Source organism: Janthinobacterium sp. SUN206 (assembly GCF_030587305.1).
GTDB classification, from domain to species: Bacteria; Pseudomonadota; Gammaproteobacteria; order Burkholderiales; family Burkholderiaceae_D; genus Janthinobacterium; species Janthinobacterium kumbetense.
In genome coordinates this window covers 900,914-919,706 of the sequence record NZ_JAPWIB010000001.1, presented here as the reverse complement: position 1 = coordinate 919,706, position 18,793 = coordinate 900,914, and the positions used below count along the sequence as shown (strand labels likewise).

The 18,793-nt window shown below is 63.1% G+C and carries 24 protein-coding genes; 15 read left to right on the top strand and 9 right to left on the bottom strand.

Annotated elements, in window-relative coordinates; all coding sequences use genetic code 11:
* Positions 1-10 precede the first annotated feature (10 nt).
* The 4 genes from O3300_RS04025 to O3300_RS04010 all read right to left on the bottom strand — a co-directional run bounded on the left by O3300_RS04025 (position 11) and on the right by O3300_RS04010 (position 3,136).
* The gene (locus O3300_RS04025) at positions 11-259 is read right to left on the bottom strand and encodes a hypothetical protein (RefSeq protein ID WP_289907197.1); all 249 of its coding nucleotides are present in this window, start codon (positions 257-259) and stop codon (positions 11-13) included.
* Positions 260-277: 18 nt separating this feature from the next.
* Entirely contained in the window at positions 278-1,789 is a 1,512-nt protein-coding gene (locus O3300_RS04020; protein WP_305052120.1) for a DUF4331 domain-containing protein, read from the bottom strand.
* Between the two features lie 118 nt (positions 1,790-1,907).
* Complete coding sequence (locus tag O3300_RS04015; RefSeq protein WP_305052119.1) at positions 1,908-2,555, bottom strand: DUF1109 domain-containing protein; 648 nt, start codon at positions 2,553-2,555, stop codon at positions 1,908-1,910.
* Positions 2,552-3,136: a sigma-70 family RNA polymerase sigma factor gene (locus O3300_RS04010; RefSeq protein ID WP_251348553.1), complete on the bottom strand. Its 585-nt coding sequence runs from the start codon at positions 3,134-3,136 to the stop codon at positions 2,552-2,554. The genes O3300_RS04015 and O3300_RS04010 overlap by 4 nt, the downstream gene beginning before the upstream one ends.
* Before the next feature lie 130 nt (positions 3,137-3,266).
* Here O3300_RS04010 and O3300_RS04005 point away from each other — a divergent pair, with 130 nt between their 5' ends.
* From O3300_RS04005 to O3300_RS03960, 10 genes are all read left to right on the top strand, one after another.
* Positions 3,267-4,073, top strand: coding sequence for a DUF1223 domain-containing protein (locus O3300_RS04005; protein ID WP_305052118.1), 807 nt, complete (start codon positions 3,267-3,269; stop codon positions 4,071-4,073).
* Positions 4,073-4,669, top strand: a complete 597-nt coding sequence (locus O3300_RS04000; RefSeq protein WP_305052117.1) for a cytochrome b/b6 domain-containing protein — start codon at positions 4,073-4,075, stop codon at positions 4,667-4,669. The genes O3300_RS04005 and O3300_RS04000 overlap by 1 nt, the downstream gene beginning before the upstream one ends.
* A 49-nt stretch (positions 4,670-4,718) precedes the next feature.
* The gene (locus O3300_RS03995; protein WP_369812282.1) at positions 4,719-5,450 is read left to right on the top strand and encodes a molybdopterin-dependent oxidoreductase; all 732 of its coding nucleotides are present in this window, start codon (positions 4,719-4,721) and stop codon (positions 5,448-5,450) included.
* 83 nt (positions 5,451-5,533) lie between these two features.
* Positions 5,534-5,836 (top strand): pentapeptide MXKDX repeat protein, encoded by a 303-nt coding sequence (locus O3300_RS03990; protein WP_305052115.1) that lies wholly within the window; start codon positions 5,534-5,536, stop codon positions 5,834-5,836.
* Positions 5,820-6,605 carry an energy transducer TonB gene (locus O3300_RS03985; RefSeq protein WP_305052114.1) on the top strand — a complete coding sequence of 262 codons (786 nt, stop codon included), beginning with the start codon at positions 5,820-5,822 and terminating at the stop codon, positions 6,603-6,605. Before O3300_RS03990 ends, O3300_RS03985 begins: the two co-directional genes overlap by 17 nt.
* 38 nt (positions 6,606-6,643) lie before the next feature.
* On the top strand, positions 6,644-7,858 hold the full coding sequence (locus tag O3300_RS03980; protein ID WP_305052113.1) for an MFS transporter: 1,215 nt from the start codon (positions 6,644-6,646) through the stop codon (positions 7,856-7,858).
* 13 nt (positions 7,859-7,871) lie between these two features.
* Positions 7,872-8,267, top strand: coding sequence for a DUF5071 domain-containing protein (locus tag O3300_RS03975; protein WP_305052112.1), 396 nt, complete (start codon positions 7,872-7,874; stop codon positions 8,265-8,267).
* Between the two features lie 140 nt (positions 8,268-8,407).
* A complete protein-coding gene (locus O3300_RS03970) occupies positions 8,408-9,280 on the top strand; it encodes a hypothetical protein (protein WP_305052111.1) in 873 nt (290 codons plus the stop codon).
* 79 nt (positions 9,281-9,359) lie between these two features.
* Positions 9,360-9,686 (top strand): hypothetical protein, encoded by a 327-nt coding sequence (locus tag O3300_RS03965; RefSeq protein ID WP_305052110.1) that lies wholly within the window; start codon positions 9,360-9,362, stop codon positions 9,684-9,686.
* 98 nt (positions 9,687-9,784) lie between these two features.
* Complete coding sequence (locus O3300_RS03960; protein ID WP_305052109.1) at positions 9,785-10,426, top strand: CatA-like O-acetyltransferase; 642 nt, start codon at positions 9,785-9,787, stop codon at positions 10,424-10,426.
* Here O3300_RS03960 and O3300_RS03955 read toward each other — a convergent pair.
* Positions 10,423-11,181, bottom strand: a complete 759-nt coding sequence (locus tag O3300_RS03955; protein WP_305052108.1) for a helix-turn-helix domain-containing protein — start codon at positions 11,179-11,181, stop codon at positions 10,423-10,425. The genes O3300_RS03960 and O3300_RS03955 overlap by 4 nt on opposite strands.
* Before the next feature lie 85 nt (positions 11,182-11,266).
* On the opposite strand from O3300_RS03955, the gene O3300_RS03950 reads away from it, so the two are divergent.
* On the top strand, positions 11,267-12,034 hold the full coding sequence (locus O3300_RS03950) for an alpha/beta fold hydrolase (protein WP_305052107.1): 768 nt from the start codon (positions 11,267-11,269) through the stop codon (positions 12,032-12,034).
* Here O3300_RS03950 and O3300_RS03945 read toward each other — a convergent pair whose 3' ends face one another.
* Together O3300_RS03945 and O3300_RS03940 are read right to left on the bottom strand one after the other, a co-directional pair.
* Positions 12,035-12,676 carry a LysE family translocator gene (locus O3300_RS03945; protein ID WP_305052106.1) on the bottom strand — a complete coding sequence of 214 codons (642 nt, stop codon included), beginning with the start codon at positions 12,674-12,676 and terminating at the stop codon, positions 12,035-12,037.
* A gap of 105 nt (positions 12,677-12,781) precedes the next feature.
* Positions 12,782-13,864: a YeiH family protein gene (locus O3300_RS03940; RefSeq protein ID WP_305052105.1), complete on the bottom strand. Its 1,083-nt coding sequence runs from the start codon at positions 13,862-13,864 to the stop codon at positions 12,782-12,784.
* A gap of 105 nt (positions 13,865-13,969) precedes the next feature.
* On the opposite strand from O3300_RS03940, the gene O3300_RS03935 reads away from it, so the two are divergent.
* From O3300_RS03935 to O3300_RS03925, 3 genes are read left to right on the top strand one after another with little or no spacing between them, the layout of a single operon-like run.
* The gene (locus O3300_RS03935; protein WP_305052104.1) at positions 13,970-14,872 is read left to right on the top strand and encodes a LysR family transcriptional regulator; all 903 of its coding nucleotides are present in this window, start codon (positions 13,970-13,972) and stop codon (positions 14,870-14,872) included.
* A 50-nt stretch (positions 14,873-14,922) separates the two neighbouring features.
* Positions 14,923-15,495, top strand: coding sequence for a helix-turn-helix domain-containing protein (locus O3300_RS03930; protein ID WP_305052103.1), 573 nt, complete (start codon positions 14,923-14,925; stop codon positions 15,493-15,495).
* A gap of 7 nt (positions 15,496-15,502) precedes the next feature.
* Complete coding sequence (locus O3300_RS03925) at positions 15,503-16,027, top strand: GNAT family N-acetyltransferase (protein WP_305052102.1); 525 nt, start codon at positions 15,503-15,505, stop codon at positions 16,025-16,027.
* A 34-nt stretch (positions 16,028-16,061) separates the two neighbouring features.
* On the opposite strand, the gene O3300_RS03920 is transcribed toward O3300_RS03925, so the two are convergent.
* Positions 16,062-17,450, bottom strand: coding sequence for a methyl-accepting chemotaxis protein (locus O3300_RS03920; protein ID WP_305052101.1), 1,389 nt, complete (start codon positions 17,448-17,450; stop codon positions 16,062-16,064).
* Positions 17,451-17,771: 321 nt separating this feature from the next.
* Between O3300_RS03920 and O3300_RS03915 the strand changes: the two genes are divergently transcribed.
* Positions 17,772-18,035 carry a DUF378 domain-containing protein gene (locus O3300_RS03915; RefSeq protein WP_218965320.1) on the top strand — a complete coding sequence of 88 codons (264 nt, stop codon included), beginning with the start codon at positions 17,772-17,774 and terminating at the stop codon, positions 18,033-18,035.
* 183 nt (positions 18,036-18,218) lie between these two features.
* Here O3300_RS03915 and O3300_RS03910 read toward each other — a convergent pair whose 3' ends face one another.
* Positions 18,219-18,626 carry a cytochrome c family protein gene (locus O3300_RS03910; RefSeq protein ID WP_305052100.1) on the bottom strand — a complete coding sequence of 136 codons (408 nt, stop codon included), beginning with the start codon at positions 18,624-18,626 and terminating at the stop codon, positions 18,219-18,221.
* Between the last annotated feature and the right edge of the window lie 167 nt (positions 18,627-18,793).

The window sequence follows — 18,793 nt, the reverse complement described above, 5'->3', positions numbered from 1 at the left end:
TGACCGCGCGTTACAGCGGTACCGGCTCCGTATTTTCCGGAGACGTCGCCATGATGGCGTCGATGGCGACGCCGTCCTTGTCATCGCTGGTGGTCAGGATGACGTTGCTGACGGCCACATAGAAGGCGTCGAGCAAGACCACGGGCGGAGGGGTGACGCCGCCGTCGCCGTTATCGCCGCCGTGGCTGCTGCCGCCGCCACCGCAGCCGGCCAGCAGGGAGGTGAGCGCCAGGGCGCCGCATGCATGGAGCTTTTTCATCGTATTCTCCTCGTTGGCTTACAGTTGCGGCGAACCGGCGATGGGGTTTTTCAGGTAGGGAAAACCCGCCGTGAAGTAGGTTTCATCGAGGAAGGCGCCATCCGTGAAGTGCAGGCCGCCGGCCGGGGCATCGGCCGGGGCGCAGCCGATGTTCAGGGTGCACAGCTTGCCCATGGCCACGCGCAGCACCACGTCGACCACGTCGTCGCCGGGGCGGCGGCCGTTCGGGAAGCCCGCGTTATCGCCATCGATGACGCCCAGGCGCTTTTGCGCGCCGACGGCGGTGGGGGCGATCGAGGTGTTCAGGCGCAACATTTCAGAGGCGACGACCGTCGCTGGCTGGTTGACGCCCTTGATGCCCGTCAGGAAAGTGGCCACCAGGTCGTTGCGGGGGAAGTTGGTGGGCGCCTTGGCGCCTGCCGAGCCAAACAGCACTTCCACCAGGGCCGGCGCCGTGGGGTTGGTGACGTAGTCGGCAAATTGCGCATCGCCCGACGGCTTGCTGGCGTTGAAGCGGTCCTTGTCCTTCAGGCCGATGACCAGTTCATTCACCAGCGGCATGCCCAGGCGCGACACTTGCACCCACGCGCCGCCTTCCTTCGAAGCCGTGGTGGCCGTGCCCGGCGCCGGGTTCAGCAGGCGGCCCTGGCGCAGGCTGGCCGTGGTCCAGCCGCCGATGACGGGGTCGCTGCCAGCCGTCAGGCAGGCGGTCGGCACTTCCATCTCGATGGCCGTGACGTTTTTCCGGGCCAGGTCATCCTTGGCGGCCGACTCCGCATTCGCGGCGAATTCCGTGGCGGGCGCCTTGATGTTGATCAAGTCGAACGTTTCGCCCAGGTTCACGACGAACGGGTCCTTGCGCTGGCCGACGAACATGCGCGCCGGCGTGGCGCAGCCGGGAATATTGACGGCATACACATGTTGCGCAGCATACGCGGCGTAGTTGGGGATGGCCTTGTTGCCGATGTTGTCGACGGGCTTGTCGAAGGTCGTGCCGCCGCCGCTGGCGTTGGTGACGGCGCTCCTGCTACCCGTGCGGCGGTCGCCCCGCACCACGGTGACGCTGTACGTTTCGCGCACGTTCAGGCCGGCCGGATTGACGCTGTCGATCGCGCCGCCGTTGATGACGAGCGGAATCGAGACTTTCTTGCCGCCTACGGTGAACTGGCCATCCTTGATGGTGTTGGTGAAGCGGAACTGGAAGGTGAGGTCTTCCTTGCCGTCGCCATTGTTGTCGATATGGATTTCGTACAGGGCGTTGGGGTCCATGGCGAAGTAATTCGGGCCGCCGTAGGCGTCCTGCAGGGGAATGTAGTCGGCCACCAGGGTGGTGTAGGCGCCGCGGCCCGCCTCATAGCTGCGGAACATATAGAAGTCGGTGGCGTCGACTTTGGGGTTTTGCGTGATGAATGGCGCTTCGCGGTGGCTGGAAGCGTGGGCCGCTGGCGCGATGGCCAACGTGAAGGATACTGCGAGCAGGTTGCCCATGAGGGCGGCGCCCAGCGCGGTTTTCGAGTGTGACAAGGACATTTCGATTCTCCCGATTTTTGTTAGCGTTGACAGACAAGTCCAAGAAACTGCAGGCTGCCTGACTTATACGCACGGGGGACGAAAACGGATTCACTGCGTCGAAAAGGAGGTCATTCGCTTACCAGGCCAGCACCTTGGGGCCAAGGGCCGCGCCGATGGCGGTCGGCACCAGCATGCCCAGCACGTACCAGAAACCGACGAAGCTGGCCGCCAGCTCGGGGCAATGCAGGCAGTAGACGAGCGCCGCCATGGCGCCGGCCGCGAAGCCGGCAGCCGCGCCCGCCAAGCGCAGGCGCGTGGGCGCCAGCTGGCGCATCAGGCGCAGCACGGCGGCCAGGATGGGCAGGGAAAGGGTGGCGATCAGCAAAGGGCAGCTGCGCCAGGTGGCGCCCCAGAACAGCTCGGCGCGTTGCCCGGGCGGGGCTTCCTGCAGGATGAGGGCGCCCAGCGCCCACATCAGCAGCAGGGGCAGGGCGAGCAGCAGGGGCAGGGCGCGCGTCGGCGCGCCGGGCATGCACAGGCGGCGGCTGGCTTGCCAGGCCGCCAGGCAGAGGCAGGCGACGAAACCCACCTTGACCCAGAAATCGGGCAACCGGGCCAGCTGTTCCAGGTTGGGCCGCACGCCCAGCAACAGGGCCATCAGCGCCACGCTGCCCAGTACGCCGGCGCTCAAAGTGCCTGCGGCGCGCCAGCGGGCGCCCGGGGGCGGCGCGGCGGCCACGTCGGGGCCGCTGGCCAGCATGGCGATCAAGTTATCGGTTTTCATGGTGTCGTTATCCTCAAGTTGGCTGCCAGTGCCTTCAAGCCGCGATGCACGGCCACTTTGACGCTGGCTTCCGAAATCTGCATGGCCGCCGCCGTGTCGCGCACGGACCAGCCGTCGAGCTTGGTATGCACGATGGCGTCGCGCTGCTGCGCCGGCAAGCTGGCCAGCAATTTGCCCAGGTCGCGGCTGGCTTCGGCCGCCTCGGCATCGGCGCTGGAAAACAGTTCCTGCGCGCTATCTTCTTCGTCGTACGGCAAGTGCTGCGCCTCGCGCCGTCCATGCCGGCGCAGCCAGTCGATCAATTTATAGCGGGCGATCGCATGGATCCACGACGTCAGCGGCACGCCCGTGTCATACGTCAGCCGCTGGTTGTGGATGGCCAGCAGACACTCCTGCACCAGGTCTTCCACCTCGTCCGGCCAGCGCTGCAGGCGGCGCCGCAGGAATGCGCGCAAATGGCTGCTGCTGGCCTGCAAGAAACTGCGATACGCCGCCGCATCGCCATCGAGCCCGCGCAGCATCAAGCCATGCAGCCGCAATTCCGTGCCATGCAGGTGCTCGCTCACAGGTATTCGTTGCATGCAGGCCTTTGGTGACAGGCGTTGAAAAAAATAAATATCACTAATTTTGCCGGCGGCTGTAACCAATCCGGCCATTGCGGCGAATTGACAGGCAAGCACGCTTCTTCATTCACTATAACGGGTAGTCATCATGCATATCAAGCACCGCCTTGCCGCCAGCCTCGTTCCGCTCTGCCTGTGGGCCGCGACGGCACCCGCGTACGCGCAGCTGGCGGCTGGCCAGCGCTGCGCCGTGCAAAGCGGGCCGCAGACGGCGGCGCTGGTGGAACTGTACAGCAGCGAAGGCTGCTCCAGCTGCCCGCCCGCCGACCAGCGCCTGAACGCCTTGCGCAAGGAAGCGGGGGTGGCCAGCCTGGTCGTGCCGCTGGCCCTGCACGTCACGTACTGGGACCAGATCGGCTGGACGGACCCGCTGGCGCAGGCGCAATTCGATGCGCGCCAGGCCGAATTGCTGCGCCACCAGCCCCGCCACGTGGCCTACACGCCCCAATTCTTTGTGGGCGGCACGGAATTGCGCGGCTGGGATACGCAACTGCCGGCCGCCATCCGCCGCATCAACGCGACCGCCGCGCCCGTTAATATCAGCCTGTCCGCCACGTCTGGGCCTGGTGGAAAATTATTGCTGGAAGCCAATGCCAGCGCGCCGGATGGGCAGGCGGGCGGCCAGCTGTACGTGGCCATCAGCGAAAGCGCCATCGTCTCGAAAGTGCTACGCGGCGAAAACCGCGGCGCCACCCTGCATCACGATGCGGCCGTGCGCCTGTGGCTGGGACCCGTTGCGCTGGCGCAAGGCCACGCCCGGCTGCGCCGCGAAGTCAACCTGCCCGCCAGCTGGCGCCCGGAGCAGCTGCAAGTGGTCGCCTTCGTGCAGCGGGCCGACAGCAGCGCCATCCTGCAAGCCGTCAGCACGGCATCCTGCGCGAAGGGAGTGATGTGATGAACGGACAAGCGAACGTGATCCACCCCGCCTGGCTGCGTCTGACGCACTGGCTCAATGCCGTGGCCGTCGTGGTGCTGGCCACCAGCGGCTGGCGCATCTATAACGCGGCGCCATTTTTCCCTTTCGAGTTGCCGCGCGCGCTGACCCTGGGCGGCTGGCTGGGCGGCGCCCTGCAATGGCATTTCGCCGCCATGTGGCTGCTGGTGGCCAATGGCTTGCTGTATCTGATCATCAACATCGCCTCGGGCAGGCTGCGGCGCCAGTTCTTTCCCCTGACGCCGCGCCTGTTGCTGGCCGATTTTGTTGCCGCGCTGAAAGGAAAGCTGGCCCACGCGGATCCGCGCCGCTACAACATGGTGCAGCGCGCCGCCTACCTGTTCGTCATGCTCGACTGCATCGTGCTGGTGCTGTCCGGCCTGGTGCTGTGGAAGTCCGTGCAATTTCCCCTGCTGCGCGAGCTCATCGGCGGCTACGAGAGTGCGCGCAGGGTCCACTTCATCGCCATGGCGCTGCTGACGGGCTTTGTCGGCGTACACTTGCTGATGGTGGCGCTGGTGCCGCGCACCCTGGTCGCCATGCTGCGCGGCCGCTAAGGAGACGATCATGAAAAAAACCATCCTCGTGCCAAGGCAGGGCCAGGCCATGCTGGACGACGCCTTGCGCCAGATCAAGCAACCGTCGCGACGTTTGTTTTTGCAGCGCAGCCTGACCCTGGGCGGGCTGTCCTTGTTGACCGGCTGCAACGTCAGCGACCCGTACGGCATCGAGACGGCGCTGACGGCCGTGTCGCGCTTCAACGACAGGGTACAGGGCTGGCTGTTCGACCCGACCAAGCTGGCGCCGACCTACCCGGACTCCATGATCACGCGGCCGTTCCCCTTCAACGCGTATTACGGCGAAGACGAGGTGGAAGAAGTCGATGGCGACGCCTGGCGCCTGGAATTGAGCGGCTTGATCGCCGACAGGAAGCCGTGGACCCTGCCGCAACTGCGCGCCTTGCCGCAGGAAACCCAGATCACGCGCCACATCTGCGTGGAAGGCTGGAGCGCCATCGGGAAGTGGGGCGGCGTGCCGTTTTCCCACTTCCTCAAGCGGGTCGGCGCCGACACGACGGCGAAATACGTCGGCTTCAAGTGCGCCGACGATTATTTCACCAGCATCGACATGGCCACGGCCCTGCATCCGCAAACCATCATGGCCCTGACCTACGACGGCCAGGAATTGCCGCCCAAGTACGGCTACCCGATGAAATTGCGCATGCCGACCAAGCTGGGCTACAAGAATCCCAAGCACATCCAGGCCATTTTCGTGACGAATACGTATCCGGGAGGGTATTGGGAGAATCAGGGCTACAACTGGTTCGGCGGTTCTTGAACAATTTTGGCAGTACCCGTAGCACGGCAACAGCTTTACCACCGGGCAATCTCGCCCATATAACCCAGAGACAAGGACATATCATGAAAACCACCATCACCGCCCTGATCGCTTCCGCCATCCTCATGTCGGGCGCCGCGTTCGCCCAAGATGCCATGAAGAAAGACGCCATGGCCAAGGACGCCTCGGCCGACGCCATGCACAAGGACGCCATGGGCAAGGACGGCATGCACAAGCCGATGGCGAAGAAGCACATGAAGAAGGATCACATGGCCAAGGATGGTATGGCCAAGGATGGCATGGCGAAAGATGCCATGGCAAAAGACGGCATGAAGAAGGATGAGATGAAAAAGGATGGCATGGCCAAGGATGCAATGGCCAAGTAAGCGGGCAAGCAAGGTTTTGCATGGGCAGGCGCACCATCCTCGCCGGGTGGCGCGCCTGCCGTCGTTTGGCCAGCGGCTTGCTGGTGTTCATGGCAATTTGCTAAAATTGAAAACTTATTTAATAGCAATTGCTGGAGTCACGATGCCGATGCATGAAGCAAGCTTCCCCTTACGCTGTGCGGCAGCGGTGCTGGCCATCCTGCCCGGGCTTGGCCAGGCGATGCCGGGCGCGACCTGTCCGCCGCAAGTGTATCCGCGCGAGGCGCGCCTATATGAACTGGAAGGTAAGACGAGCATGCGCTTTTCCGTAGAGCAGGATGGCAAGGTGGCAACGGCATCCGTGGCACGCAGTTCGGGGTGGAAAGTGTTGGACGATGCGGCGCTGAGCAATGTGCGGCAGTGCGTATTCCCTGCTGATAGAGCGGCCAAGGAAAATTTTAGTGTTCAATATGTATGGGACCTGGATGATGCCGAGCTCTTGCGTCCCTTGCTGGTACCCGGCAGCTGCCAGCCTTCCCAGCGCGTCCAGGGCTATAACAATCTCGACAAATCGGCCAGCAATGACAGCGGCATAGTGCTGCGCATGTTTATCGGCAGCGAAGGCGCCCCTGCACGCATCGTGGCCGAAGCGCCAGGCCTGCCAGCGGAACTGGTCGAGGCGGCGGTTACCTATGTGCAGGGTTGCCGTTTTGCCATCGATCCTGAAGTTGGCGGCACGCGTAGCTGGAGCACGTATGGCAAGGTGCTGCTGCGCCGCCAGCCCCTGTAGTAAGCTTGCACTGTCCACATCGTTTTCCTGCCGAAGTCATGACTGAACCATCCGCCGCTGCCACCGTATCGTCCCCCTCCGACAAATCGATCCGCCGCCGCTCGCTGTTCGCCGCCTGCAGCGCGCATGCCGTGCATGACGGCTTGACGGATGTGATCTATGTGCTCCTGCCCATCTGGCAGGCGCAGTTTGCCATCAGTTACGCCATGGTGGGCCTGTTGCGCGGTTCCTACTCGGGCATGATGGCCGGATTCCAGTTGCTGGCCAGCCGCCTGGCGAAGCGCTGGGGCCGCGAACGCATGCTGGTGGGCGGCACGGCGCTGGCCGGCGTCGCCTACCTGATCGCGGGGCAGGCGGGCGGCCTGGCCGTCTTGCTGATCGCCTTGCTGCTGGGCGGCCTGGGCGCCAGCACGCAGCATCCGCTGGCGTCTTCCATCGTCACCGACACGCACGAGGCGGGCGGCGGCGTGAAGGAAGCGCTGTCGCACTACAACTTTGCCGGCGATATCGGCAAGACCCTGATTCCCGCGCTGGTGGGCTTGCTGTTATTGGTGTGCAGCTGGCAAGCCAGCGTCTCCTTGCTGGGCTTGCTGGGCCTGGCGGCGGCCGGCTTGCTGTGGTGGCTGCTGCCGAAACCGGGCGAGCTGCAGGCGGGCGCGAAGAAGGCGGGCAAGACCATCGCCGGCAGCGGCTCGAAGGCGAGCTTTCGCGCCTTGCTGGCCACGGGCACCCTGGACAGCGCCGTGCGCATGGGTTTTCTCACCTTTTTGCCATTCTTGCTGAAAAGCAAGGGAGCGGGCACGGCCGGCATCGGCGTGGCGCTATCGCTGCTGTTCGTGGGCGGCGCCTTCGGCAAGTTGCTGTGCGGCTACCTGGGCGCGCGCATCGGCATGATGAAGACCGTGTGGCTGACGGAATCGATGACCTCGCTGCTGATCGTGCTGGCCCTGTGGCTGCCGCTGGCCGGCGTCATGGCCATGCTGCCCCTGCTGGGACTGGCGCTCAATGGCACTTCATCCGTGCTGTATGGCGTGGTGCCGGAACTGGCCGAATCCGGCAAGCGCGAGCATGCGTTCGCCCTGTTCTACACGGGCAGCATCGGCGGCGGGGCGCTGTCCCCCGTGCTGTTCGGCGCGCTGGGCGACCAGACGAGCGTGCACACGGCCCTGCTGGCGCTGGCGGCCGTATTGCTGCTGACCTTGCCGCTGGCGTGGAAGGTGCAGCGGGGCCTGGCGCACGGCGGCACCGCATGAGGGGACGCTTCGCATGAGCCTGCCATTGCCGCGCGATAAACACGATACGCGCAACGCGCGAGCCCTGATCGCCTTGAGCTGGGAGGAAGTCCGTCCAGCCATGCCGCAGATCCTGGAATGGGTGCAGGATGTGAACTGGCCGGTGGCCGCCGTGCTCCTGCCTTACCTGGCCGGCATCGGGCCGCGCCTTGCCCCCTATATAAAAACGGTGCTGGCCGGTAATGACGAACAATGGAAGTATTTTGTATTGCAGGGCATCGTGCGCCATTCACGGGAGCTGGCATTCGAATTGGACGGGGAATTGCAACGCTTCGCCCATGCACCGACAATGGGAGAACGGGAAGAAGGCGTGGCCGAGGTGGCCCGGGAAATTCTGCAATGCCAGATAATAACTGTGGCCGGCCAGTAATCAGGGGCATTATTGTAGGAAATCAGTATTGAATGTGCGTGCGTGTGGCCATTCCTGTAATAGATAGGAGACAATCCGGGCCGAATATATTTCGACCTCCGGGTTGTAAAACCCTCCCTATCATTTAACAGGAAGATTACATGGGCAATTTTAGTATCCCGCAAACCAATAAAGCACTCGCCGTGTATTTTCATGGCAAGACGGTGCCTAGGCTGTTTGCGGTATTTGCGGCGATCCTGGCGGCAGTGGCAGGTTTTGTCTTGTACCTGAGCACGACTATCCCTCAGAAAACACTGACCGATACGCAGGCCATGACCTTGCGCAATGGCGCCAAGCTGGGCACGCACAGCAATTTGACTATTCTGTACGGCACGGCGGCTTTTCTATTGCTGCTCGCCGTGCTGGTACTGGTCATGCGCGCGATAATGCTCAAGCGGCGGAAAAGCCGTTTTGAATTGCATGAAGACGGTGTGGTGCATGAATTGAACGGTATTCGCAGCTATGCCGCCTTTGCCGATATCGAGGACCTGTATCTGTTTGCCGGCGGCTCCACCGCCATGACAGGCATGATCAATAACTTTGCCTACCGCACGGGCGCCGACCAGCCCTGGATATGGGCTACCGGAGAACTCAAGCGCTTTGACGAATTCATGGACGAATTTCGCTCCCGTTACCTGGAATACCGCATGCCCGTCTTGAAGCAAAAGCTGGCGGACGGCGAGCGCGTGACTTTCCGCTACATCAGCAGCGGCGAGGTATACAAGAAACGCTTCTTCGGCAATTTCCTGAATGTCAAGACACAGGAACTGGCCTTCTCGGCGCAGGGCTTGCATGTGGACGGCGTCACCTGGCCTGGCGCCAGCCTCAAGTGCATGAATCAGAATGACTGGACCGAGAGATTGACGATCAAGGATGCGGCGGGTACGACAGTCTTTTCATGCATCGGCACGGGTATCCTGAGTTTCGACCTGTTCGCCAATATGATAGACGACGAGATTAATCAAGCGTCGTAATTCCGGCGGAAATAAGCCTCCCGATACGGGGAGGCTTGCGACCGGCTTATCCCGGTCGGCGGCCAAATGCAGATAAAAAATGAAAACACAGTTACTGTCGAATGACGAATATCAAAAAACCTTCCATGCGCCTATGCTGAAGGTGACCGAGACCGCCAGGGAAGTCGTCGATCTTTGGGCATATGCCGATCTGGTCATCGGGAGTGACTTTGGCGACGCCGCGGACTGGAATTGGCAGGTCGCGCATATTTATGAGTCGTCAGATGGAAAGTTTCAGCACATCGGCATTCCCGTTCCCCGCGATGATACTTATCTGACGGTGATCGTCGATATACACGGTAAAAAAATCCTGGGGCATGTTTTTCTTGATTTGCGCGCCAGGCAGTCAAGCCGCAGTGAGGAATAACAGGCAGCGATTGGTGCTCCATGTCGCATTGATAAGTTACTGGCAAGCCGATACGGCATGACTTGCCCGCCAGTCCCCCCATCGTCTACACTCGCCGCATGAAAAATTTTGAAAAGCGGCGCGACCGCTATGACTTGTTCCGGGCGTTTGACAATCCCCTCGTCAACATCAACTTCCAGCTCGACGTGCCGGACTTCCGGCCCTGGTGCAGGGAACGGAAAATCCCCGTGTTTCACTTTTTCCTGTTTTGCCTGCTGAACACGGTGCGGGAGATCGATCAGTTCATGTACCGCATCTACCAGGGCGAAGTGATCAGGATCGACGATTTTCCCGCTTCCTATACCGTCATCAACGGCGACGATAACCTCAATTACACGCGTTTCACGATGACGGACCAGTTAGACCTGTTCATCGAACGCAGCCTGGCAGCCAAGCGCTTCGCGGAAGCCAGCTCCGCGCTGATCAATACGGGCGAGGGGGAAACCGAGCGCGAGCAGCGCAACAATATCTTCATCACCTGCCTGCCGTGGCTGGAGCTGGCGGCCATCGAACACCCGATCCACCGCCACCGCGATGCCGATATCCCGACCTTTACCTGGGGCAAGTTTGGCCCCGCGCAAGAGGATGGCCGCATGCGGGTGCCGTTTTCCGCGCAAGCGCACCATGGCTTTGTCGATGGCTACCACGTGCAGAAACTGGCGCAGGCATTGTCGCAGCGCATCGCCGCCATTATTGCCTAGGCCAGATAGTCGCTGGGCGCCTGGCCCAGTACGCGGCGGAAGGCGGCCGTGAAGGCGCTGGGGCTGGCATAGCCGAGGTCGAGCGCGACACGGGTGACGGCTTGCCCGTCCGCCAGCCGCGTGATGGCCGCCAGCAGGCACGCTTGCTGGCGCCATTGGGCAAAGGCCAGCCCCGTCTGGGCGCGGAATTGCCGCGTAAAGGTGCGCCGGCTCATGCCGGCCTGCGCCGCCATCGCATCCAGGCTGCTGTCCAGGCTCGGTTGCCGCAGCATGTCCATGCACAGGCGCGCCAGCCGGGGTTCCTGCGGCAGCGGGGCGCTCAGGGGCAGGGGGCTGGCAGCGGCAATTTCGTCGAGCAGCAAGGCCATCAGTCGTCCGGCACGCGATGCTTCGATGTACAAGGTTTCCACGGTCACAGCCTCGGCCAGCAACTGGCGCAGCAGCGGCGAGGCGTCCAGCACCTGGCAATGGGGCGGCAAGCCCATCCCGGCGATGGCCGGTGCGTCGATAAACACATTGTGCATGGTCACGGCGCCATGCATGCGCATGCCGTGCGAAAGCCGGGCCGGTACCCAGCAAGCCCGCTGCGGCGGCACCAGCCAGTTGCCTTGCGGTGTGTGCACGCTGATGACCCCGCGCGCCGCATAGGCGAATTGCCCGCGCGCATGGCTATGGCTGGGAAAGACGGCATCGGCGGCATGGTCGCGCGCCGTGGCGATCAAGGGGCGGGGCACTTCCGTATAAAAATCATCCATGGCCCATACTCTACAGCATTTGACCTGTCATCGAAGGCGGGCCGCTTGCCGCCCGCTTACCATCACACTCTTTTCAGGAGTGAACATGCACAATACCTATCATCGCGTGGGCCATGGCCCGCACGCCGTCATCGTCCTGCACGGCTGGTTTGGCGACGCCCACGCTTTTTCTCCGATGGAAGCGGGTCTCGACGGCGGCGCGTTCAGCTATGTCTTCATGGACAATCGCGGCTATGGCGGCATGCGTGGCGCGGCCGGTGAGTATTCGATGGAAGAGGTCGCCCGCGACGCGCTGGCCTTGGCCGATGCGCTCGGTTTTGCCACCTTCAGCGTGGTGGGCCACTCGATGGGCGGCATGGCGCTGGAACGGCTGGCCTTGATGGCGCCCTTGCGCTTGCGCAAACTGGTGGCCGTGGCGCCCGTGCCCAGCTGCGGCGTGGCGTTCGACGGGGCGGCGCGGCAATTGTTTCTCGACGCCAGCGGCAACCAGCAGGCGCGGCGCGCCATCATCGACCGCAGCACGGGTGGACGCTTGCCTGCCGCCTGGCTGGACTGGAAGGCGCAATATTCGTGGGAGAGTGCGGATCGGGCCGCGTTTGCACGCTACTTCCTCGCGTGGAGCGGGACGGATTTCAGTGAAGAAATCAAGGCGGCGCGCGTGGCACTGCCGTTGCTGGCGCTGGTGGGGGAGCACGACCCCCGTTTTGACGCGGCCCTGATGCGCCGCACGTATCTGGCGTGGTACCCGCAAGCCCGGCTCGAGGTGCTGGGCAATGCGGGACACTATCCGATGAATGAAACGCCGCTGGCCCTGGCGGCCAGCATCGAGGCGTTCTTGACGGAAAAAGACTAGTTACGCTGCCTTGCTGCGCAGACGCAGCAGGCTCAGGCCCAGCAAGACGAAGGCGCCGCCGCAGATGCGGTTGAACAGCTTGGCCCGGCCCGGCGTGGCCAGCTGGGTTTTCAGCAGGCGCGCCAGGTTGGCGTAGAACAAGTGGGCCAGCATGGCGCAGGCGACAAACGAGGTCGTCAGCACGGTGAACTGGATGGCCACCGGTTCGCCCGGCGTGATGAATTGCGGAAACAATGCCGAGAAGAACAGGATGGCTTTCGGATTCGTCAGCGCCACCGTCAAGCCCTGGCGGAACAGTTTCCAGAATGTGTTGGGATTCGCCGCGCCGGGTGCCACGGACGCATCGGCCACGACGCTGGTCTTGCTGCGCCATTGCTTGATGCCCAGGAACACCAGGTACAGGGCACCAGCCAGTTTCAGCAGCATGAAGGCCGTGGCCGAGGTGGCCAGCACGACGCCCATGCCGGCCATGGCCACGCCGGAAATGATGAACAAGCCGAAACCATTGCCCATGCTGCTGATCATGGCGCGGCGCGGTCCGACGGCGATGGCATTCGAGATGGCCAGCAGGACGGCCGGGCCGGGAGAAAACGTGACGAGCAGGGCGACGCTGCAGAAAAGCAGCCAGTTCGAGAGATGCATGGGTGTTCCTGGGTGGGGCCGGAGCCGGATTGAGAGTCAAAACACGCTTATTGTACGAAGTTTTCGACTCCCGTGTCGGCTACCCCGGCCCGACACGGGCGAGTGTCATGCAAACAGGCTGGCGACCACATGGTTGATGGCGGCGCCACCGGCGATCAGCCAGCAGAACAGCAGGCCGGCCAGCAGCAGGGGCTTGATGCCGGCGCGGCGGATGGCCGACATGTGCGTCGTCAAGCCCAGGGCCGCCATGGCCATGGCGAGCAAGGCCGTGTCGATATCGGTGATGGTGGCCACCATGCTTGCTGGCAGCAGGCCCAGCGAATTGAATGCGACCACGCCGATGAAGATGAAGGCGAACCAGGGGATGGCCAGCTTGGCCGCCTTGTCGTGGCCGCCGTTGCCGCTCCTGGCCTTGCTGCGCGCCAAGACCGCCGACAGGATGACGAGAAACGGCGCCAGCATCATCACGCGCACCATCTTGGCGATCACGGCCGCATTCGCCGCCTCTTGCCCGATCGACTTGCCAGCCGCCACCACTTGCGCCACCTCATGCACGGTCGAACCGATGTACACGCCGAACGCGGTGGGCGTGGCGCCCAGCACATGCCAGTCCAGGTTCCACCGGTACAGCAGGGGATACAGGAAGATGGCGATGGTGCCGAACACAACAACGGTGGAGACTGCCACGGTGACATCCTCGCTGCGCCCCTTGACGACGGGCTCGGTTGCCATCACGGCCGCCGCGCCGCAGATCGAGCTGCCCGCGCCGATCAGAATGGCGCTGTTGCGTTCCAGTTTGAACACCTTGGTGCCAAGGAACATGGCCAGGCCAAACGTGGACGCCAGCACCAGCGCGTCGATGACGATGCCGGCCAAGCCGACCTGGCCGATATCCTGGAAGGTCAGGCGGAAGCCGTAGAGGATGATGCCGAGTCGCAATAATGTCTGCTTGGAAAAGGCCACGCCCGCGCCGCAGGTGGGCGCCAGGCGGCCATACACGCTGTTGCCCAGCACGATGCCGAGCATGATGGCCAGGGTGAGCGCGCTCATGCCGTGGCTTTGCATCCATTCCAGCTTGCCCAGCGCAATGGCGCCATAGGCGATCACGCCGCTGAGCAGCAGGCCCGGCAGCAGGCGGCCGTAGCGGTCGCTGAAACTTGTTGTATTGGTGCTTGAGAGGGAAGACATGCCGTACTCCATGTTTTTATGCGTATGGCATGACTGTACAGTTCGTCGATTAAATGGTAAAACGGATTGTTTTTGTATGTTTAACCGATAAAATAGGTAAATAAAATGGCGTTGACCTTGCGGCAGTTACAGATTTTCCTGGCCGTGGCGGACACGGGCAGCACCAGCGCGGCGGCCGAACACATTGCGCTGTCGCAATCGGCCACCAGCGCGGCCCTGAATGAACTGGAAGCGCTGCTGGGCGCGCAACTGTTCGACCGGGTGGGCAAGCGTTTGCTGCTCAACGACAATGGCCGCCTGCTGTTGCCGCAGGCGCGGCAGATGCGCGACGGGGCCGCCAGCATCGAGCGCCAGTTCGCGGGCGCCGACCCGTCCGTGCCCGTCAGCCTGCAAATCGGCGCCAGCACGACCATCGGCATTTATCTGTTGCCGCAGATCCTGGCGCAGGCGGCGCAGCAGTACGGCCGCAGCATCCCGCAAGTGACGATTGCCAACACGGCCGACATCGCGGCCGCCGTGGCGGAATTCCGTGTCGATATCGGCCTGATCGAAGGGCCGTGCCACGAAGCGGGCTTGCTGGTGGAGCCGTGGCTGACGGACCAGATGCTGATCGTGGCCGCGCCCACGCATCCGCTGGCGAAACTGCGCCATCTGCTCAGTTTTACGGAACTGAACCAGGCGGGCTGGCTGCTGCGTGAAGCGGGCTCGGGCACGCGTGAAGCCGTGGAACAGGCGCTGGTGCCGTATTTGCACTACCTGCGCGCCGCAGGCGAGTTCAGCAACTCGGAAGCGATCAAGTATGGCGCGGCGGCCGGGCTGGGCATCGCCTGCCTGTCGCGGGTGGTGGTGGCCGATTTGCTGGCCAGCGGGCAATTGGTGGAACTGGAAACCATGCTGCCGCCATTGGAGCGCAACTTTTACCTGATTCGCCAGTCTAAAAAGATCCTTTCGCCCCGTTTGACGGGTTTCCTGGAATTGTGCCGCCACGCGTCGCGCATGGCGGGCTAGCGCGCTCAAACAGCTTGACTGTTTTTCATATGAGGGATAAATTCCCATATATGGAAAATTCAGCGCTCACAGAGAACGATACGGAACAGCGGCTGGCGGCGCGTTTAAAACAGTTGCGCGTGGAGCGGGGCTGGTCGCTGGATCAGCTGGCCAGTGCCAGCCAGGTCAGCCGCGCGACTTTATCGCGCCTGGAAAATGGCGAAGTCAGCCCGACGACAAACGTGCTGGGCAAGCTGTGCGCCGCGTATGGCTTGGCCATGTCGCGCCTGCTGCGCATGGTGGAAGACGATTTCCCGCCCCTGCTGCGGCGGGCCCAGCAAAGCGTGTGGACGGACCCGGACACCGGTTTTATCCGCCGCTCCGTCTCGCCCCCGGCGCGGGCGCTGGCCGGCGAAGCGCTCGAATGCGAGCTGGGCGCTGGCGTGACGATCACCTACGCGGCCTCGCCCCGGCCCGGCATGGAACATCATCTGCTGCTGCAGGAAGGCAAGCTGAACGTGACCGTCGACGGCCGCTCGCACGACTTGCTGGCCGGCGATTGCCTGCGTTATCAGCTGCACGGCGCCAGCGCCTTCATCACGCCGCCGGACAGCGGCGCCCGCTATTTTCTCTTTCTTGTCTGAGGTCGCCATGCCCGCATCGCTGCGCCATTTTTCATCCGCCGATATTCTCGAACGCTTGCCGGAGCTGGGCGCGCTGCTGCAGGCATGCGTGCACGACGGCGCCAGCATCGGTTTTATCTTGCCGTTCGACACGGCGGCCAGCCAGGCGTTTTGGATGGATAACGTCTTGCCGGCCGTCACGCGCGGCGTGCGCCTGTTGCTGGTGGCCGAGGTGGAAGGGACGGTGGCCGGCGCCGTGCAGCTGGACTGGGATACCAATCCCAACCAGGCGCACCGGGCCGAAGTGCGCAAGCTGCTGGTCGCACCCGCTTTTCGCCGGCGCGGCCTCGCGCGCCAGCTGATGCAGGCGCTGGAAGAGCAGGCGCGCCTCTTGCCGCGCAGCCTGCTGACTCTGGACACGCGCAGCAGCGACCATGCCGAACCGTTGTACTTGTCGCTCGGCTACGTGGCGGCGGGCAGCATCCCCGGCTATGCGCTGGCGCCGGCCGGCGACCGGCTGGACGCCACCACGGTCATGTACAAGCAGCTATAGCGAATTTATCGCGGCGCGGCGATGAGCTGGGAACTCAGGCTTTCAGCCGCGCTCTAACGCTTGCGGTAGTGCGGTTTGCCGGCGCGGTGACGGCGTGCGTGGTCTGTGCGGCTACCAGGCTGATGCCGTGCGCGGCTTGGGCTGACACTTGATCACGGCTCAGCTTGAAGATGCCAACCGTGCCTGACAGTAGAGTGGCGCGCTGCTGCATGCTGGCCGCCGCGGACGATGCCTGTTCCACCAGGGCTGCGTTTTGTTGCGTTACCTGTTCCATTTGCACGATGGCGGCATTGACTTGTTCGATGCCGGACAATTGCTCGCCGCTGGCCATGCTGATTTCGCCTATGATGTCCGTTACGCGGTGCACGCTGGCCACGATTTCGCGCATGGTGGCGCCGGCCGTATCGACCAGGCGCGCGCCTGCATCGACCCGCTCGACGGAGTCGCCGATCAGTTGCTTGATTTCCCTGGCCGCGCCGGCCGAGCGTTGCGCCAGCGTGCGGACTTCAGCGGCCACGACGGCAAAGCCGCGCCCTTGCTCTCCGGCGCGGGCCGCTTCCACGGCCGCGTTCAAGGCCAGGATATTCGTCTGGAAGGCGATGGCGTCGATGACGCCGATGATGTCAACGATCTTTTTCGACGAAGCGTTGATCGAGCTCATGGTATCGACTACTTGCGCCACTACCGTGCCCCCTTTGCCTGCCACAGCGGCGGCCGATTGCGCCAGCTGATTGGCCTGCCGTGCGTTATCGGCATTTTGCTTGACGGTGCCCGTCAGCTCGTCCATCGAGGCGGCCGTGCGTTCCAGCGAACTGGCTTGCGCCTGCGTGCGCTGCGACAAGTCCAGGTTGCCGGCGGCGATTTCGCCCGAGGCGCCCGCGATGTCGTGCGTGCCGCCGCGCACCTCGCCCACGATCGTGATCAAGCTGGCATTCATGTCTTTCAGGGCTTGCAGCAGTTGCCCCACTTCATCGCGGGAATCGACGCGGATATGTTCGCTCAAGTCGCCGCCAGCCACCTTGCGCGCCACTTTGACGGCATGCCGCAAGGGCCGCACGATGCCACTGCTGATGAACCAGGCCGTCGCCAGGCTCAACACGCCGCCGACCAGGCCCAGCGCAATGATCAGCACGCTGGTATCGTGCGCGCGGGCCATGGCCGCCTCCGCCGCCGTGCGCATCTGCGCCGATTGCGTGGCGATCTGCTGGTCGAGTTCACGGAGGGCGGCTTGTTCTTGCGTACTGTTGCGCGTGGCCTGCAATTGCGCGATGCGCGCATAGCGCTGGTTCACGCTGCTATCGATTTCCCCGCTCACGGTCGACAACTGCCACGTGCTGATGACCACTACCACGGCCAGTAAAAGCGAAGTGAGCAAAAAGCCTGTGGTCAGGCGCACACCGATACGTATGTTTGAAATATTCATGTCCCCTCAGCTGTTGTCCCATGGTGGCCGTCTCCCATGCCTGCGGCATGGCGTGGCGCTTGTCCCCTGAAGTTGCTGGGGTGAAATGAGTGTAGCAGTGCGGTACTAAGTAATCTATTAATATTTCCATATTGGAATTAGTCACTGCCTGTTTAGCAACAGCGGCATGATTTGTTGCCAGATAAAATCACTCGCCGTATTACAGACGCGTCCTACCTCGATACCCGGTATCGTCCGACTGGCGCATGCCGGTGCAGCGCCTACACTGTTTCTTGCACAGACCCGACGGCGGGTCTTTCTTCTTATTCACAGGAGGCTGACATGGCGAATATCCAGGCAGGATCGGACGGTGCGGCAAATGAGGAAATGTCGGCCAAGCGTCTGAACGTGGTCGACTGGATCTCGATGATCCTGCTGATCGTGGGCGGTTTGAACTGGGCGCTGGTGGGCTTGTTCGATATCGATATCGTGGCCCGCATCCTGGGCGCCATGTCGACGGCGTCGCGCGGCGTGTACGTGCTGGTAGGGCTGGCGGCGCTGTATTCCATCTATCTGTGCGTGCGCAAGCTGCCGGCCAAGCCTTAGAGTCGTCTGCGCGACTATGAGGCGGCGGACAAGAAGCGCAAGGGCGTGCTGCAAGCGCCGGGAATTGGATCTGGCGTCACGGGCCTGATGCCGCCTTGTGCGCGTGCATGTGCCAGCCTGCGTGCAGGCTGGCGCACAGCCAGCTTGCACGCTGACGTTGTTGCATATGTTTATTGCATGCGCTTACTGGGTGCGCAGGTAGGCCAGCAAATCGGCCACTTGCTGGGCGTTGCCGATGCCCCAGAAACGCATGTTATTGCCAGGAATGAAGTCGCTCGGTGCTTTCAGGAAGCCGGCCAGGTTTTGCTCGGTCCAGACGATATTCGCGTTTTTCATGGCCGCCGAGTATTTATAGTCGGTGGTGGCACCGGCCTTGCGGCCGATCACGCCCGTCAGCTTGGGGCCGAAGCCGCCGCGCGCCGATGGTCCCACCTGATGGCAAGAGGCGCACTTGCGAAAGGCCGCCTTGCCCGCTTCGGCATTGCCCGTGGGGGCGGCAGGAGCGGCCGCCTGTGCGGCGGCGACTGGCGCCAGCAGCAAGGCTGCGGCGGCGAGAGGGGAAAACAAGCGAAAAAGAAATGGATAGGTCATCGTTGAGGCGGAAGTGCACGATATGGCAAGCAATGACGTATTTTACAGGCGGGCATCAAAACCTATCCGTCAGCGGCGCAGCAATGCCAGGCGGCGCAGGAATGGCTGCGGGAATGGCGGCAGGAAGGGAAGCGCGCAGGAATCGATACGGGATGGCCTGAAGGCCG